Annotated in this window: 20 protein-coding genes and 1 pseudogene; 7 read left to right on the top strand and 14 right to left on the bottom strand. The window is 62.2% G+C overall.

Features of this window, described 5'->3' with window-relative positions; translation table 11 throughout:
* The first annotated feature begins 55 nt into the window (after positions 1-55).
* Positions 56-2,224 carry a metallophosphoesterase gene (locus ACFZAI_RS00105; protein WP_391565022.1) on the top strand — a complete coding sequence of 723 codons (2,169 nt, stop codon included), beginning with the start codon at positions 56-58 and terminating at the stop codon, positions 2,222-2,224.
* Positions 2,225-2,281: 57 nt separating this feature from the next.
* Here the strand turns inward: ACFZAI_RS00105 and ACFZAI_RS00100 are convergent, their stop codons facing one another.
* On the bottom strand, positions 2,282-3,241 hold the full coding sequence (locus tag ACFZAI_RS00100; protein ID WP_054420850.1) for a helix-turn-helix domain-containing protein: 960 nt from the start codon (positions 3,239-3,241) through the stop codon (positions 2,282-2,284).
* 161 nt (positions 3,242-3,402) lie between these two features.
* On the opposite strand from ACFZAI_RS00100, the gene ACFZAI_RS00095 reads away from it, so the two are divergent.
* From ACFZAI_RS00095 to ACFZAI_RS00070, 6 genes are read left to right on the top strand one after another with little or no spacing between them, the layout of a single operon-like run.
* Complete coding sequence (locus ACFZAI_RS00095) at positions 3,403-4,299, top strand: alpha/beta fold hydrolase (protein ID WP_391565021.1); 897 nt, start codon at positions 3,403-3,405, stop codon at positions 4,297-4,299.
* 16 nt (positions 4,300-4,315) lie between these two features.
* Entirely contained in the window at positions 4,316-5,488 is a 1,173-nt protein-coding gene (locus ACFZAI_RS00090) for a substrate-binding domain-containing protein (RefSeq protein WP_391565020.1), read from the top strand.
* 14 nt (positions 5,489-5,502) lie between these two features.
* Positions 5,503-6,273, top strand: a complete 771-nt coding sequence (locus ACFZAI_RS00085) for an ABC transporter ATP-binding protein (RefSeq protein ID WP_391565019.1) — start codon at positions 5,503-5,505, stop codon at positions 6,271-6,273.
* Positions 6,270-7,022: an ABC transporter ATP-binding protein gene (locus ACFZAI_RS00080; RefSeq protein ID WP_391565018.1), complete on the top strand. Its 753-nt coding sequence runs from the start codon at positions 6,270-6,272 to the stop codon at positions 7,020-7,022. Before ACFZAI_RS00085 ends, ACFZAI_RS00080 begins: the two co-directional genes overlap by 4 nt.
* Positions 7,019-8,029 carry a branched-chain amino acid ABC transporter permease gene (locus ACFZAI_RS00075; protein ID WP_391565017.1) on the top strand — a complete coding sequence of 337 codons (1,011 nt, stop codon included), beginning with the start codon at positions 7,019-7,021 and terminating at the stop codon, positions 8,027-8,029. The genes ACFZAI_RS00080 and ACFZAI_RS00075 overlap by 4 nt, the downstream gene beginning before the upstream one ends.
* Positions 8,030-8,039: 10 nt before the next feature.
* Positions 8,040-9,107 (top strand): branched-chain amino acid ABC transporter permease, encoded by a 1,068-nt coding sequence (locus ACFZAI_RS00070; RefSeq protein ID WP_391565015.1) that lies wholly within the window; start codon positions 8,040-8,042, stop codon positions 9,105-9,107.
* Positions 9,108-9,137: 30 nt separating this feature from the next.
* On the opposite strand, the gene ACFZAI_RS00065 is transcribed toward ACFZAI_RS00070, so the two are convergent.
* From ACFZAI_RS00065 to ACFZAI_RS00005, 13 genes and pseudogenes are all read right to left on the bottom strand, one after another.
* A complete protein-coding gene (locus ACFZAI_RS00065) occupies positions 9,138-9,740 on the bottom strand; it encodes a hypothetical protein (protein ID WP_391565013.1) in 603 nt (200 codons plus the stop codon).
* Positions 9,741-9,847: 107 nt separating this feature from the next.
* Complete coding sequence (rpsQ, locus tag ACFZAI_RS00060; protein ID WP_006216549.1) at positions 9,848-10,129, bottom strand: 30S ribosomal protein S17; 282 nt, start codon at positions 10,127-10,129, stop codon at positions 9,848-9,850.
* Between the two features lie 2 nt (positions 10,130-10,131).
* On the bottom strand, positions 10,132-10,323 hold the full coding sequence (gene rpmC / locus ACFZAI_RS00055; RefSeq protein ID WP_003806912.1) for a 50S ribosomal protein L29: 192 nt from the start codon (positions 10,321-10,323) through the stop codon (positions 10,132-10,134).
* 11 nt (positions 10,324-10,334) lie between these two features.
* Complete coding sequence (gene rplP / locus ACFZAI_RS00050; RefSeq protein ID WP_006216552.1) at positions 10,335-10,751, bottom strand: 50S ribosomal protein L16; 417 nt, start codon at positions 10,749-10,751, stop codon at positions 10,335-10,337.
* A 2-nt stretch (positions 10,752-10,753) separates the two neighbouring features.
* Positions 10,754-11,548, bottom strand: coding sequence for a 30S ribosomal protein S3 (gene rpsC / locus ACFZAI_RS00045; protein WP_006216553.1), 795 nt, complete (start codon positions 11,546-11,548; stop codon positions 10,754-10,756).
* 9 nt (positions 11,549-11,557) lie between these two features.
* The gene (gene rplV, locus ACFZAI_RS00040) at positions 11,558-11,887 is read right to left on the bottom strand and encodes a 50S ribosomal protein L22 (RefSeq protein WP_006227021.1); all 330 of its coding nucleotides are present in this window, start codon (positions 11,885-11,887) and stop codon (positions 11,558-11,560) included.
* A gap of 3 nt (positions 11,888-11,890) precedes the next feature.
* On the bottom strand, positions 11,891-12,166 hold the full coding sequence (rpsS, locus tag ACFZAI_RS00035) for a 30S ribosomal protein S19 (RefSeq protein ID WP_006216555.1): 276 nt from the start codon (positions 12,164-12,166) through the stop codon (positions 11,891-11,893).
* A 12-nt stretch (positions 12,167-12,178) separates the two neighbouring features.
* Positions 12,179-13,006, bottom strand: a complete 828-nt coding sequence (rplB, locus tag ACFZAI_RS00030) for a 50S ribosomal protein L2 (protein WP_006216556.1) — start codon at positions 13,004-13,006, stop codon at positions 12,179-12,181.
* Positions 13,007-13,303, bottom strand: a complete 297-nt coding sequence (gene rplW, locus ACFZAI_RS00025) for a 50S ribosomal protein L23 (protein WP_006216557.1) — start codon at positions 13,301-13,303, stop codon at positions 13,007-13,009.
* A complete protein-coding gene (rplD, locus tag ACFZAI_RS00020; protein ID WP_391565009.1) occupies positions 13,300-13,920 on the bottom strand; it encodes a 50S ribosomal protein L4 in 621 nt (206 codons plus the stop codon). Before rplD ends, rplW begins: the two co-directional genes overlap by 4 nt.
* A gap of 4 nt (positions 13,921-13,924) precedes the next feature.
* Positions 13,925-14,614, bottom strand: coding sequence for a 50S ribosomal protein L3 (gene rplC, locus ACFZAI_RS00015; RefSeq protein ID WP_054420858.1), 690 nt, complete (start codon positions 14,612-14,614; stop codon positions 13,925-13,927).
* A 514-nt stretch (positions 14,615-15,128) separates the two neighbouring features.
* Positions 15,129-15,440, bottom strand: coding sequence for a 30S ribosomal protein S10 (rpsJ, locus tag ACFZAI_RS00010; protein WP_003806903.1), 312 nt, complete (start codon positions 15,438-15,440; stop codon positions 15,129-15,131).
* Positions 15,441-15,514: 74 nt separating this feature from the next.
* Positions 15,515-15,609: pseudogene (locus tag ACFZAI_RS00005) on the bottom strand (elongation factor Tu); the annotation flags it as partial.

Here is a 15,609-nt window from a genome sequence, read left to right as displayed (position 1 = left end):
CAGCTGACCTTGAACAAGGCGCTGCCTGACCCACTTTCCAGGAAATGTACGCGCAATGAATGCCCTCTCCCGCTTCGCCCGCACGGCTGGCGTCGCCACCCTCGTGGCGCTGCTCGCCGCTTGTGGCGGCGACGATGACGACAACAACTCCCCCGTCGCCGAGACGCCCCCGCCTGTCACGGAAACGCCGGCCGCACCGCCCGCCCCCGTGCAAGTCGCGTTCATGCCCGACATCCACTTCCACGACGTCTACGCCGACTTCAAGGATGGCTCGTTCCCCGGCATCCCGAATCCGAAGCATGGCGACAACGCCACCATCCGGACGATGTACGCGCAACTGACATCGACCCGTCTCTTCAACGAAAACTACTTCGCCTTCCTGGCTGCGCTGGATGACGCCGTATCGCGCGGCGTGAAATACATCGCCCTGCCCGGCGACTTCTCGGATGATGGCCAGCCCGTGCATATGCGCGGCCTGGTGAAGATCATGGACGAGTACTCGAAGAAGCATGGCATCCAGTTCTTTGCGGCCCCTGGCAACCATGACCCCAACCGCCCCTTCAACCAGGCCGCCGGCAAGAGCGACTACCTGGGCCTGGACCCGGCCACCGGCGCCATCGGCTTCTCGCAACCGATCTACAGCCGCGGCGGCAACGCCGCTTGCAGCACGCCCTACAGCGGCGACTGGGCGCTGGTCGGCAGCACGTACTGCACCGAAGAAGTCCTGCACATGGGGTACGCGGGCATCACCGACGCATTGAAGCAGCACGGCTTCATGCCGCAGCCGCAAAACGTCTATTACGAAACGCCGTATAGCACCTACAAGTACGAAGACTACGACTACACCACCGCGCGGGACCAGGCCAACTGGATCAATCGCCAGTACGAAATCTGCGCCGAAGGCACGGGCGGCCCGAACAAGCCGCAGAACTACACGCTGTGCAAGATGGTGCCTGACACGTCCTACGTGGTCGAACCGGTGAAAGGCGTGTGGCTGGTCGGCATCGACGCCAACGTGTATGTGCCCACCGGTACCGGTGCAAATGACTTCACCGGCTCGGGCGATCAGGGCTACAACAAGATGCTCACGCACAAGGCGCACGTCATCCAATGGCTGAAGGACGTGGTTGCGCGCGGCAAGGCGCAGGGCAAGCAGGTCATCGCCTTCAGCCACTTCCCGATGTCGGAATTCTTCAACGGCGCGTCGGACGATATCGAAGCGCTGCTGGGCGTCAACAAGATGCAGATGATCCGCCGCCCGGCCGAGAACACCACGCGCGCGCTGGCCGAAACCGGTTTGAAGGTGCACGTGGGCGGCCACATGCACTTCAACGACATGGCGGTGCGCAACTACGGCGCGGACACGGCGCTGTTCAACATCCAGGCGCCGTCCATGGCGGCCTACGTGCCAGCCTACAAGCTGATGACGCTGCAAAGCGCGGACGAGATCGAAGTGCAAACCATCCGTCTGGACAAGGTGCCGCGCTTTGACGAGCTGTTCGACCTGTACCGCGCCGAGAACGCCTACACCACGCCCGCGCGTTGGGACGTGTCCATCCTGGACGCCAAGGACTACGGCGACTTCACCTATCGCTACATGAGCGAACTGGTGCGTCTGCGCCTGCTCAACGACGACTGGCGCTGCGAGATGCGTGAACTGGTCAAGAGCCCGCTCACCGGTGCGGATCTGCTGACGCTGTCGCAACTGCAAACCACCGTCACGCTGAAGGAACTGGCGAACACCGGCAATCAGAACAATCTGACTTCGGCCTTCTTCGCTTGCCTTTCCGACGGCGGCGGCAGCGGCGCCAGCAACGCGGCGTATGCCGGCAACCTGGCGGATGCCCAAGCCCGTGCACAAGCGCTGGCGCAAGCCAACGGCATGCAGTTGTCGGACTTCGCGCAGTGGAAGGCGTTGGACATGGCGGGTGACTTCGTGCGCATCGCCAACGCGGGCGACCTGGCGTTTGCGGACATCCCCGCGCAACGCGCCAATCAGTACAAGCTGCTGGCCCAGGCGCTGGCCAACACGAACGCGTCGGTGCAGATGAACGGCAACAGCGTCAGCAACGCGAACACGCTGGCCGACCTGTTCAAGGCGCGCTTCAAGCCGCTGATGGCGATCATGCTGAAGCTGGCTGCGGGCGCCCCGTCGGAACACATCCGGCTGGACCTGAGCCGCAACAGCATCGTCAATCTGTCGAACCAGCCTTCACCCTTCTAACACCGACAACAAGCGCGCTTTGATGGCAAACGGCTCACACTCAGTGAGCCGTTTTGCTTAGCCGCGAGCGCGCATGTCCCGTGGCGTCATGCCGAACCGGTTCTTGAACAGGCGGCTGAAATGCGACGGGTGGGTAAAGCCCACCTGGTACGCCAGCTCGCCGATGCCGCGATGCTGATGCCGCGGGTCCAGCAGCAACTCGCGGCAGCGATCCAGACGCTGATCGAAGATGAAGGATTCCACCGACAGGCCGCCAGCCCGCAGGATGCGATGCAGATATGCCACCGACACGCCGCAGCCCTGCGCCACGTGTTGCGGAGACAGCGCCGGGTCCGCCAGATGCTGGCGGATATACGCCAGCACCCGCTGCCGATGCGCCAAGGTCACGCTGCTATCCGATTCAGACGCATGCCCCTGCCCCGGCTGCACCAGGAACAGCACGATCAAATCGATCAAGCGTTCGCCAAGCTCGGTGACTTCGGTGTCCGACCACCCGCCCATGCCTTTGAACAGATGGTCCATGTAGCTGGCCAACATCGCGCCGCGCGGGGAGCCGTCGTCGATGCGCAGCTTGTGGAACGCGCCAATACGCGAATCCCGCTGCGACAAGGCGCTGCGCGGAAACGACACGCTCAGGCTGCGATAGCCCGATGAGCCCAACGCCGTCGCCTGATACGGCAGGCTTTGGTTCATCAGGTACACACACCCCGGCTCGACCTGGAATTCACGGCCCTGCTGGCGCACGGCCAGCGGGCCAGACAACGGCAGGCCGAAGGTGTAGAACTCCTGGTCCAGCCGCGACACGTTTCCCACCGTGCGCTCCAGCTTCTGTCCCTGATAGTGCAGGTCATTGAATTGAAGGCTGGCGCGGCGGGCGTAGCGCACGTGTCCCGCAAAATGATCCGGCTTGCCGCGGTGCACTTCAAACGGACCGAATGCGTCCGACAAGGCCGCGCGCCATTGCTCACGCCCGTCGGCGCCGGCGCTGGCCGAAATGGCGAATTCCGTATCGGGCATGTCGCGGTCTCCTGTACGCGGGGGCAAGCGCAATTTGATCTTGCGTCTACAACCTTTTGACTCACCCTGCTCTGGGGTGCGCGACGCATTGTGGATGCATCTGGCGCAAGTCTATAGTCAGCCCGATAAGCACACAACCTGGACAACCCGGGAGGAGACTCATGGCAAACGCGCCCGTTACGGCCGGCCGCCACACGCCTGTTTCGCGCTACCTGCGCTGCGAAGGCCGCGAGCTGCACTACATGGAATGGGGCGCGCCCGACGCACCCCCTATCGTCATGTGGCACGGGCTGGCCCGCACCGGCCGCGATTTCGACGACTTGGCACAAGCGCTGGCGGATGACTACCGCATCCTGTGTCCCGACACGATCGGGCGCGGCCTGTCGCAATGGAGTCCCGATCCGGTGGCCGAGTACCAGCTGGATTTCTACGCGCGCCTGGCGCGTGCGTTCGTCGATGGCTTGCAGCTTGACCGCTTGCGCTGGGTGGGCACGTCAATGGGCGGCGCCACCGGCATGCACGCCGCCGCCACGACCTTGCGCGACCGCATCTCGCACCTGGTGGTCAACGACATCGGCCCGGAATTGCCGCAGCCGGCCATCGACCGCATCCTGGCCTATGCCGGCAGCCCGCCCGCCTTCGACACCGTCACCGAATTGGAAGCGTGGCTGCGTGTTGCCTACAAGCCCTATGGCTGGCAAAGCGACGAACAATGGCGGCGCATGGCCGAGACCTCTGTCCGGCGCCTGCCCGATGGGCGCGTCACCGCGCATTACGACCCGGCCATCGCGGGGCAGTTTAGCCACCACCCCAACGACTACAACCGCTGGAGCGGCTACGACTCGCTGCGCATGCCGCTGTTGCTCTTGCGTGGCGCAGATTCCGACTTGCTGTTGCCCGACGTCGCCCACGCCATGACGCAGCGCGGCCCGCGCGCCCAACGCATCGACTTCCCCGACTGCGGCCACGCCCCCGCCTTGAACGTGGCGCCGCAGATCGACGCCATCCGCCACTTCCTTGCCACGCCCGCCGCCCCGGCAGACACGCGCGCCCATTGATACCAGGAGACTCCCCATGAATCGCATTCTGCTTGCCGCGCTGGCGGCCCTTTGCATGCATTCGGCCGCCGCGGCGAAGGACTTCGTCGTAGCCCATGTTTACGACAAGACCGGTCCGCTGGAGGCCTACGCCAAACAGACGCAGAACGGCCTGATGCTGGGCCTGGAATACGCGACCCAAGGCACGATGACGGTGGCCGGCCGCAAAATTCGCGTCATCGAAAAGGACAACCAGGGCAAGCCCGACGTGGCGCGTGCGCAGCTGGCGTCCGCCTACGCCGACGACAATGCCGACATTGCCGTCGGCCCGACCTCGTCCGGCGTGGCGCTGGCCATGCTGCCGATCGCCGAAGAGTACGAAAAGATCTTGCTGGTGGAGCCGGCTGTAGCCGATTCCATCACAGGCGAAAAGTGGAACAAGTACATCTTCCGCACGGGCCGCAACTCGTCGCAGGATGCCATCGCCAACGCCGTGGCGTTCGACCAGGCCGGCACATCCATCGCCATGCTGGCGCAAGACTATGCCTTTGGCCGCGACGGCGTGAAGGCCTTCAAGGGCGCGCTGAAGAACGCCAAGATCGTGCACGAAGAATATCTGCCTGCCAACGCCACGGATTTCACCGCAGGCGCACAGCGTTTGTTCGATGCGCTGAAAGACAAGCCGGGCCGCAAGATCATCTTCATCTTGTGGGCGGGTGCGGGCAACCCGTTCAAGATTGCCGATCTGGACCCCAAGCGCTTCGGCATCGAGATCGCCACGGGCGGCAATACGCTGGCCGCGATGACGCCGTTGAAGTCGTTGGCGGGCATGGAAGGCGCCACGTATTACTACTACGGCATCCCCAAGAATCCGATCAATGATTGGCTTGTTGCCGAACACCAGAAGCGCTACGGCCAGCCGCCGGACTTCTTCACGGCGGGCGGCATGTCCTCGGGCATTGCAATCGTCACCGCGCTGAACAAGGCCGCGGGGAACTCCGACACCGACACGCTCATCAAGGCGATGGAAGGCATGAGCTTTGACACGCCCAAGGGCAAGATGACCTTCCGCCCCGAAGACCATCAAGCCATGCAATCGATGTACCACTTCCGCATCAAGAACGATCCGTCGGTGCCATGGGCTGTGCAGGATCTGGTCAAGGAAATCACGCCTGACCAGATGAACGTGCCGATCCAGAACAAACGCTGAACGCCGCCACCAACATGCTGGAAACCCAATCGCTCACGATCCGTTTCGGCGGGCACGTGGCCGTCAACGATGTCAGTTGCCGCTATGCCCCTGGCACCCTGACGGCCATCGTAGGCCCCAACGGCGCGGGCAAAACGACCTACTTCAATCTGATCTCGGGCCAGCTGCGCGCAAGCGCGGGCTCGGTAAGCTTGAACGGGCGCGACCTGACAACGCTATCGGCCCCGGCGCGCATGCATGCCGGCCTGGGCCGCGCCTTTCAATTGACGCAACTGTTTCCTCGCCTGACGGTGCATGAGAACGTGCGGCTGGCGCTGCAATCGCGCCAGCAAGGCATGAGCTGGCGACGCATCCGCTTCTGGCGCACCTGGGACGATGACCGTAATCTGCTCGCGCGCGCCGATGCGCTGCTGGAACGCACCCGCTTGTCGGCGCGCCGCGACCAGGCCGCCGCCGACCTCCCGCATGGCGATCAACGCAAGCTGGAAATCGCCATGCTGATTGCGCTGGAACCGCAGGTATTCATGTTCGATGAGCCCACGGCCGGCATGAGCGTGGACGATGTGCCTGTGGTGCTGGAGCTGATCCGCGACATCAAGACCGATCCGTCCAAAACGATTCTGCTGGTGGAACACAAAATGGATGTGGTGCGTGAATTGGCCGACCGCATCGTCGTGCTGCACAACGGCCAGCTGATGGCCGACGGCGACCCGGCCACCGTCATCGCCTCGCCCATCGTGCAACAGGCCTACCTGGGCATCAGCCCGACGGAGACGCCAGCATGAGCCCCCCGCTGCTGCTCGAACTACAAGGGGTGCATACCCACATCGGCGCGTACCACATCCTGCATGGTGTGGACCTGGCCGTGCCGTCCGCGGGCGTCACCATGCTGCTGGGCCGCAATGGCGCTGGCAAGACCACGACGCTGCGCACCATCATGGGCTTGTGGCGGGCCTCGCAAGGCCAGATGACGTTTGACGGCACGCCGATTGGCGGACCCGGCACACGCAAATCGCCGCCCGACATGGCGCGCATGGGCATGGCCTATGTGCCCGAGAACATGGGCATCTTCGCGGACCTGTCGGTGAAGGAAAACATCTTGCTCGCCGCGCGCCAGGCGCGCAGCGCCGACCAGCTCGACACCGCGCGGCTGGAATGGATCTTCGGCTTTTTCCCTGCGCTGAAAAAATTCTGGCTGCATCCGGCCGGCAAGCTGTCGGGCGGACAGAAGCAGATGCTGGCGGTGGCGCGCGCCATCATCGAGCCGCGTCGGCTGCTGTTGATCGACGAACCCAGCAAGGGTCTTGCGCCCGCCATCATCCAGAACATGATCGACGCCTTCATCGAGCTCAAGCAGGCTTCCACCACCATCCTGCTGGTTGAGCAGAACTTCAATTTCGCGCGTCAGGTCGGCGATCACGTCGCCGTCATGGACAACGGCCGTGTCGTGCACGCCGGCGGCATGCGCGAGCTGGCGGACGACGATGCGCTGCAAACAAGTCTGCTGGGCCTGTCTTTAGGAAGCCATCAATGAGCACCGTGGATATTGATACCCCGCTGCCGCGCGTGCGCGCGGACCTGCGGCCCGTGCTGCTGGTGCTGGCGCTGGCCGCCATTGCGCTGCCGCTGGTCGGTTCGTTTTCGACTTGGGCCACCTTGACGCTGGCAGGCCTGGCCATGGGCATGATCATCTTCATTGTGGCCTCCGGCATGACGCTCGTGTTCGGGCTGATGGATGTGCTGAACTTCGGGCATGGCCTCTTCATTGCCATCGGCGCCTACATGGCGGCCACGGTACTGAGCGGCATGGCTGACTGGACGCAGTCGGGCAGCCTGTGGATGAACCTGGCCGCCGTGCTGCCTGCGATGATCGTCGGCATGCTCGTCGCCGGTGCGGTCGGGCTGGCATTCGAACGCGTCATCGTGCGCCCGGTGTATGGGCAGCACCTGAAGCAGATTCTTATCACTATGGGCGGGATGATCATCGGTGAGGAGATCATCAAGATGATCTGGGGTCCGCAGACGCTGTCTTTGCCGCTGCCCGAGGCGCTGCGCGGCGCGTTCCTGCTGGGCGATGCCGCCATCGAGAAATTCCGCATCGTGGCGCTGGTGGTCGGCGTGCTGGTGCTGGGCGGCATGCTGTGGCTGCTGAACCGCACCAAGCTGGGCCTGCTGATCCGTGCGGGCGTCGAAGACCGGGAAATGGTGGAAAGCCTGGGCTACCGCATCCGGCATTTGTTCGTCGGTGTGTTTGTGGCTGGGTCGATGCTGGCCGGGCTGGGCGGGGTGCTGTGGGGGATGTATCAGCAGTCGGTCGTGCCGCAGTTGGGCGCGCAAGTGAATGTGCTGATCTTCATCGTCATCATGATCGGCGGCTTGGGGTCGACGGTGGGCTGCCTGATCGGCGCGCTGCTGGTTGGCTTGATGGCTAACTACACCGGTTTCCTGCTGCCCAAGGCCGCTCTCTTTTCGAACATTGCGCTGATGGTCGCCATTCTGTTGTGGCGGCCGCAAGGCGTATACCCGGTCACGAACCGCTAGGAGCCGCGACATGTCATTCCGCCTGCTCTCCGGCGACCCGCCGCGCAGCCCGCTATTGGCGCTGGCGCTGATTGCGATTGTCGCCTTGCTGGCCACGGCGCCCTTCCTTTTTCCCGGCCCGAAGTCGCTGGCGGTGGCCGCCAAGATTCTGGTGTTCGTGATACTGGTCGCAAGCTATGACCTGCTGCTGGGATACACCGGCATCGTGAGCTTTGCGCACACCATGTTCTTCGGCATCGGCGCCTATGGCGTCGCGATTGCCAGCATCCGCATGGAGCCCGGCTGGACGGCCGTATTCGCGGGGGTGGGCGCAGGCCTTGCGGTGTCGCTCGCGTTCGCATTGCTGATCGGCCTGGCCAGCCTGCGCGTGCGAGCGATCTTCTACGCAATGATCACGTTGGCCGTCGCAGCGGCGTTCCAGACGTTGGTGTCGCAGTTGTCCGATCTGACGGGTGGCGAAGATGGCTTGAACTTCAAGGTGCCGCAGATGCTGCGGCCTGCGTTCCGGCCATTTTCCGAGCCGGTGTTCGGCGTCACGATCGACGGCCGCATCATCACGTACTACCTGATCGCCGCGGTGTGCGTCGTGCTGTTCCTGATGCTGCTGCGCATCGTGAATTCGCCGTTTGGCCGCGTGTTGCAAGCCATTCGCGAGAACCCGTTCCGCGCCGAGGCCATTGGCTATCGCACGGTGCTATATCGCAGTCTGTCAAACCTGCTTGCCGCGGCCTTCGCAACGCTTGCGGGCGCGATGTACGCATTATGGCTGCGCTACAACGGGCCGGATACCTCGCTGTCGTTCGAGATCATGCTGAACATCCTGCTGATGCTGGTGATTGGCGGCATGGGCACGATGTACGGCGCGGTGGTCGGCGCGAGCCTATTCGTGTTCGCACAAAGCTATCTGCAAGACGGCCTGCACAACATTCACGATGCGGTGACGGGTGTCGCGCCCTTGGCGCTGCTGTTCGAACCCGACCGCTGGCTGCTGTGGCTGGGGATTCTGTTCGTGGTGTCGGTGTACTACTTCCCGACGGGGATTGCCGGGCGGCTGCGGGAATTTGCGCGGCGGCGTTAAGTAGCCGTCTCCTGTCCGGCGCCGCTGGCGTCAACGGCCACGCTGCCCCAAGTCGTCGGCATCACGCCGCAGGCCATTGACGCGCCGCTGCATCTCGTCAACGCTACGCCGCGTTTCGCTGCCGGCACGGTCCAGCTGCGAGCCAGAAGGCGTGGGCGCCAGCTTCGGCATGTTCATCGGCGCGCCGGCATTCAAGGGGATCATTGCAGGTGGATGCGGATCTGCTGCGGCGGGCTTTTCCGTCAGCAGCTTCTCAAGCATGCGCAACTGGTCCCGCTGGGTTTGCAGCGTCCGTTCCTGGTCCATCAACGCCTGCTCATTTTCATCGTCGGTGCCAAAAATGGCGGCGTGATCGCGTGACGAGCCATCCAGGCGCACGCGAGCGTCCGGTCCGGCATTCAGCAACGCCCGTCCGAGCGAGGCATGGTCCGTAATAGGCGCGGCCGCAGCGGGCGTCGCAGCGGTAGTGGCAGGCGCGGTCCCGGAGGTGCTGGCAGCGCGAGGGGTTGCATCGGCATCGGTCGTCTGTGGCTGCGCTTGCGCCGGCGGCGGCGCCGGTATGGGCGCCAGCGCTTGCGCCACGCAGCCCGTGCTCAATAAGCCCAACCAGAGCCCCGTGATGAAGCGGCGCATGATGTCGTGTGATCCTCTACTTTCGAAACGCGAAAAAAAAACGGCAAGGGGTTTAGCCCTTGCCGTTTTATATCAGAACGGCGAACCGTTCCGATGAACTGCTTTACTTAGATGATACGTGCGGCTTCAACCAGACGCACCACACGCCACGACTTCGAGCGCGAGATGGGACGGCCTTCAGCGATTTCAACCGTATCGCCTTCGTTGTATTGGTTCGATTCATCGTGCGCCTTGTACTTCGCGGAGCGCATGATGATCTTGCCGAAGATGGGGTGCTTGACGCGGCGCTCGACGAGCACAACGACAGTCTTGTCCATCTTGTTGCTGACGACCTTGCCAACCAGCGTACGCTGGCGCTTGGCCACTTGGGTGTTTTGAGTTTCGCTCATGTTTATTTCCCTGCCTTCTCGGTCAGCAAGGTACGAACGCGCGCGATGTCGCGACGCACGTTGCGCAGCTGGCTGGTGTTGGCCAGTTGCTGCGTGGCCTTCTGCATACGCAGACCGAATTGTGCCTTCAGCAGGCTTTCGAGCTCTTTGCCGAGCTCGGCGGCGTCTTTCGAACGGAGTTCGCTAGCTTTCATGTTAGTACTCCTTAAGCACCGATATGACGCGCGACGAACGTGGTCGAAATCGGCAGCTTGGCAGCGGCCAGGCGGAAAGCTTCACGCGCGATCTCTTCGCTCACACCTTCCATTTCGTAGAGCACTTTGCCGGGCTGAATTTCAGCGACCCAGTACTCAGGGTTACCCTTACCGTTACCCATGCGGACTTCGGCGGGCTTTTGCGAGATGGGCTTATCCGGGAAAATGCGAATCCAGATACGGCCGCCACGCTTGATGTGACGATTGATAGCACGACGAGCGGCTTCGATCTGGCGAGCGGTCAGACGGCCACGGCCGGTGGCCTTCAGACCGAATTCGCCGAACGACACGTGGGTACCACGAGTCGCCAGACCGGTGTTGCGGCCCTTCTGCTCTTTGCGATACTTTCTGCGAGAGGGTTGCAGCATGGTTATTCTCCTTCAGGCGCCGGAGCAGCGTCCGCCTTGCGGGGACCACCACGACCACGACCACCCGGACGACCGGTGCGAGCACCGTCCGGACGATCACCACGCGGAGCGCGGCGCGGACGACGTTCTTCTTCGCGCGGGGCAGCGGTTTCCGGCGGCAATTCGCCGTTAGCCAGCATGTCGCCCTTGTAGACCCAGACCTTGATGCCGATCACGCCATACGTGGTGTGGGCTTCGGAGGTGCCGTAGTCAATGTTGGCCTTCAGGGTGTGCAGCGGCACACGGCCTTCGCGATACCACTCGGTGCGAGCAATTTCGATACCGTTCAGACGGCCCGAGCTCATGATCTTGATGCCTTGGGCACCCAGACGCATCGCGTTTTGCATCGCGCGCTTCATTGCGCGACGGAACATGATGCGCTTCTCGAGCTGTTGCGAGATCGAGTCGGCGATCAGTTGAGCATCGGTTTCCGGCTTGCGGATTTCTTCGATGTTGACGTGCACAGGCACGCCCATCAGACGCTGCAGATCAGCCTTCAGGCTTTCGATGTCTTCGCCGCGCTTGCCGATCACCACGCCCGGACGAGCCGAGTAGACGGTGATGCGGGCATTCTTGGCCGGACGCTCGATGATCACGCGACCAACGGAGGCGCTCTTGAGCTTCTTCTTCAGGTACTCGCGAACGCGAATGTCTTCGGCAAGCATCGTGCCGAAGGCCTTGTCGTCGGCGAACCAACGCGAGGACCAATTACGGGTGACCGCGAGACGGAACCCAGTGGGGTGAATTTTCTGACCCATCGTGACTCCTTAAGCTCCGACCTTGACCGTGATATGGCAGGTCTGCTTCTCGATACGGTTGCCGCGGCCCTTGGCGCGAGCGGAGAAGCGCTTCATCGACTGAGCCTTGTCCACAAAAATCGTGGTGACTTTCAGTTCGTCGATATCGGCGCCGTCGTTGTGCTCGGCGTTGGCGATGGCGGACTCGACAGCCTTCTTCAGGATGACGGCAGCCTTCTTCGGCGAGAAGGTGAGGATTTCCAGGGCACGGCCGACCTTCTGACCACGGATCAAGTCCGCAACCAGACGCGTCTTCTGTGCCGAGATGTGCACCCCACGGATAATGGCAGTAGTTTCCATCGCTTACCTCTTCGCCTTCTTGTCCGCAGCGTGACCCTTGAACGTACGGGTCAGCGCGAACTCGCCCAGCTTGTGACCGACCATGTTCTCGTTGATGTACACGGGGACATGTTGCTTGCCGTTGTGCACAGCGATCGTCAGACCGATGAACTCGGGCAGGATCGTGGAACGACGCGACCAGGTCTTGATCGGCTTCTTGTCTTTGCCCGCGACGGCCGTGTCCACCTTTTTGATCAGGTGAGCATCGACAAACGGGCCTTTCTTGATCGAACGTGACATAGTGTTCGCCTCTTACTTGCGCTTGCGCCGTTGGACGATCATATTGTTCGTCCGCTTGTTGCGACGGGTCTTGAAACCCTTCGCCGGAGTACCCCACGGGCTGACCGGTTCGCGTGCTTCACCGGTACGGCCTTCACCGCCACCGTGCGGGTGATCCACCGGGTTCATGGCAACGCCACGAACCGTCGGGCGGATACCGCGCCAACGCATTGCACCGGCCTTGCCAATTTGGCGCAGGCTGTGTTCTTCGTTACCGACTTCACCGATGGTGGCGCGGCATTCGATGTGCACACGGCGGACTTCACCCGAGCGCAGACGCACTTGAGCGTAGATGCCTTCGCGAGCCAGCAGGACGGCGGAAGCGCCGGCCGAACGGACCATCTGAGCACCCTTGCCAGGCAGCATTTCAACGCAGTGAATCGTCGTACCCACCGGGATGTTGCGGATCGGCAGCGTGTTACCGGCGCGGATCGGAGCATCGGTGCCCGACAGCAGGGTTGCACCCACTTCCAGACCACGCGGAGCGATGATGTAACGACGTTCGCCGTCGGCGTAGCACAGCAGAGCGATGTGCGCCGTACGGTTGGGGTCATATTCCAGACGCTCAACCTTCGCCGGGATACCGTCCTTGTCGCGACGGAAGTCGACGACACGGTAGTGTTGCTTGTGACCACCGCCACGATGGCGGATCGTGATGTGACCGTTGTTGTTACGGCCAGAACCACGGGTCTTCTTTTCCAGCAGCGGCGCGTAGGGCTCACCCTTGTGCAGGTTCGGGCTAACAACCTTCACCATGCCACGGCGGCCAGCCGAAGTCGGCTTAACTTTTACGAGGGCCATTTACTTCACCTCCGCAAAGTCGATTTCCTGGCCGTCCTTGAGCGACACGTAAGCCTTGCGCTCATTACGGCGACGGCCAACGAATCGGCCAAAGCGCTTGACTTTGCCCTTACGGTTGAGGACCTGCACGGACTCGACCTGCACCTTGAAGAGCAGTTCGACGGCAGCCTTGATTTCCGGCTTGGTAGCGTCAGCCACGACACGGAAAGCGACTTGCTGATTCTTCTCAGCGACGAACGTGGCCTTTTCGGTCACGATCGGAGCCAGAATGACTTGCATCAAGCGTTCAGCGTTCATCCCAGCATCTCCTCGAGTTGAGCGATGGCCGGCTTGGTGATCAGCACTTTCTTGTAGTGGACCAGCGACAACGGATCGGCATAACGGGGCTCGACAACAGCAACGTGCGGCAGGTTGCGGGTGGCGAGGTAAACATTCTCATCAACGCTGTCGGTGATGATCAGGACCGAGTCCAGGCCCAGGCTCTTCAGCTTTGCAGCAGCAGCCTTGGTCTTGGGCGATTCCAGATCAAACGATTCGACAACGGCGATACGGTCTTCGCGAGCCAGTTGCGACAAGATCGAACGGATCCCGGCGCGGTACATCTTCTTGTTGACCTTCTGGCTGAAGTTTTCTTCGGGCGAGTTCGGGAAAATCCGACCACCGCCACGCCACAGCGGCGACGAAGTCATACCAGCGCGTGCGCGGCCGGTACCCTTCTGGCGCCAGGGCTTCTTGGTCGAGTGCTTAACTTCAGTGCGATCCTTCTGAGCGCGGTTGCCGGCACGGGCATTGGCTTGGAAAGCCACCACGATCTGATGAATCAGCGCTTCGTTGAAGTCACGGCCGAAGATCGTATCGGGCGCGCTGAACGTAGCAGCGGCCTGACCTTGGTCGTTCAGGAGCTTGAGATCCATTTACTTACGCTCCCTTCTTGGCCGGGGCCTTGATGGCCGGGCGCACGACGATGTCGGCGCCAGCGTGGCCGGGGACAGCGCCCTTGACCAGCAGCAGGCCGCGCTCAACGTCAACGCGAACGACGTCGAGGTTTTGAACGGTGCGGGTGACATCACCCAGGTGACCAGCCATGCGCTTACCCGGGAAAATACGGCCCGGATCTTGTGCTTGACCAATCGAGCCGGGGACGCGGTGCGAACGGGAGTTACCGTGCGAAGCGCGTTGCGAACCGAAGTGGTGACGCTTGATGGTACCGGCGAAGCCTTTACCAATGGTCGTGCCCGTCACGTCGACCTGTTGGCCGGCTTCGAACACGGATTCCACGGCGATCACGGCACCGGCTGCAAATTCAGCAGCGCGAGCGGGATCCAGGCGGAATTCTTTGAGGATGCTACCGGCTTCAGTGCCGGCTTTGGCGTAGTGGCCCGTTTGCGGCTGAGCCACACGCGAGGCACGACGAGTGCCATAAGTCACTTGGATCGCGGCGTAGCCGTCGGTTTCCAGCGACTTAACTTGGGTCACGCGGTTGTTAGACACGTCCAGCACGGTTACCGGGATGGATTCACCTTCCTCGGTAAAAATGCGGGTCATGCCGACCTTGCGACCCACCAGCCCCAGCCGGTGAGCGGCGGGCGTGGGTGTCGAATTCGACATCGTTTTCTCCATTCCCGACTGCGATTGGTCGGGGCTAATCAGGCAAAAGGTAACGGCCTTTGCCCTACGACTATGTTCAACCTGGTTGGTATTGCCTGAAGCCCTGTTGGCTGTAAATCTCCGCATGAATCTGCGGCTCAGCGTTCTGGTTCAGGTCATTCCGCCCATAGTTAGACTTGCCACAAAATGGCAAGCTTCGCATATTAGCATGATTTTTCTAGGCGGCACAAGTACTTAGCTCACTTGGACTCAGCACAAGCAGGCAATTTTGCGACACTGGCATCGTCGTGGAACAGGCCCGCCAAGCAAGCGGGCGTCAGCGGAACAGTAAGTGTTCGCTAACCTTAGCCACGGCCTGTGGCGGCACGTCCAACATGGACAACACGTCCAACACGGGCAACACGCGCAACACGTGCAACACGGGCAACGCCCCAAAAACAAAATGGCCGCATTCCCTGGGGAATACGGCCATCTTTTGCGAGCCTACCGGCGAAGGTAGCAGGCTCGGTACGCCTTACTGCAGCGCGATTTCGACGTCGACGCCGGCCGGCAGGTCCAGACGCATCAGAGCGTCAACGGTCTTGTCGGTGGGATCAACGATGTCCATCAAGCGCTGATGGGTACGGATTTCGAACTGGTCACGCGACGTCTTGTTGACGTGCGGCGAACGCAGAACGTCGTAACGACGGATACGCGTGGGCAGCGGCACCGGGCCGCGAACAACGGCGCCCGTACGCTTGGCGGTGTCGACGATTTCAGCGGCCGATTGATCGATCAGCTTGTAATCGAAGGCTTTCAAGCGGATACGGATCTTTTGGTTTTTCATGGCGTTTCCTAAAGAACGAGAGGCGAAGGCGACGAGGCGCCCTCGCTGTTTGTTTGCTGCTTAAGTGATCCGAATTACTTCAGGATCTTGGCGACGACGCCGGCGCCGACGGTACGACCGCCTTCACGGATGGCGAAACGCAGACCTTCTTCCATGGCGATCGGAGCCA

This window comes from Achromobacter sp. NPDC008082, assembly GCF_042957345.1.
GTDB lineage: Bacteria > Pseudomonadota > Gammaproteobacteria > Burkholderiales > Burkholderiaceae_B > Achromobacter > Achromobacter kerstersii_A.
Note: the sequence above shows the minus strand (reverse complement) of the source record. Positions and strands in the feature narration are given on the sequence as shown.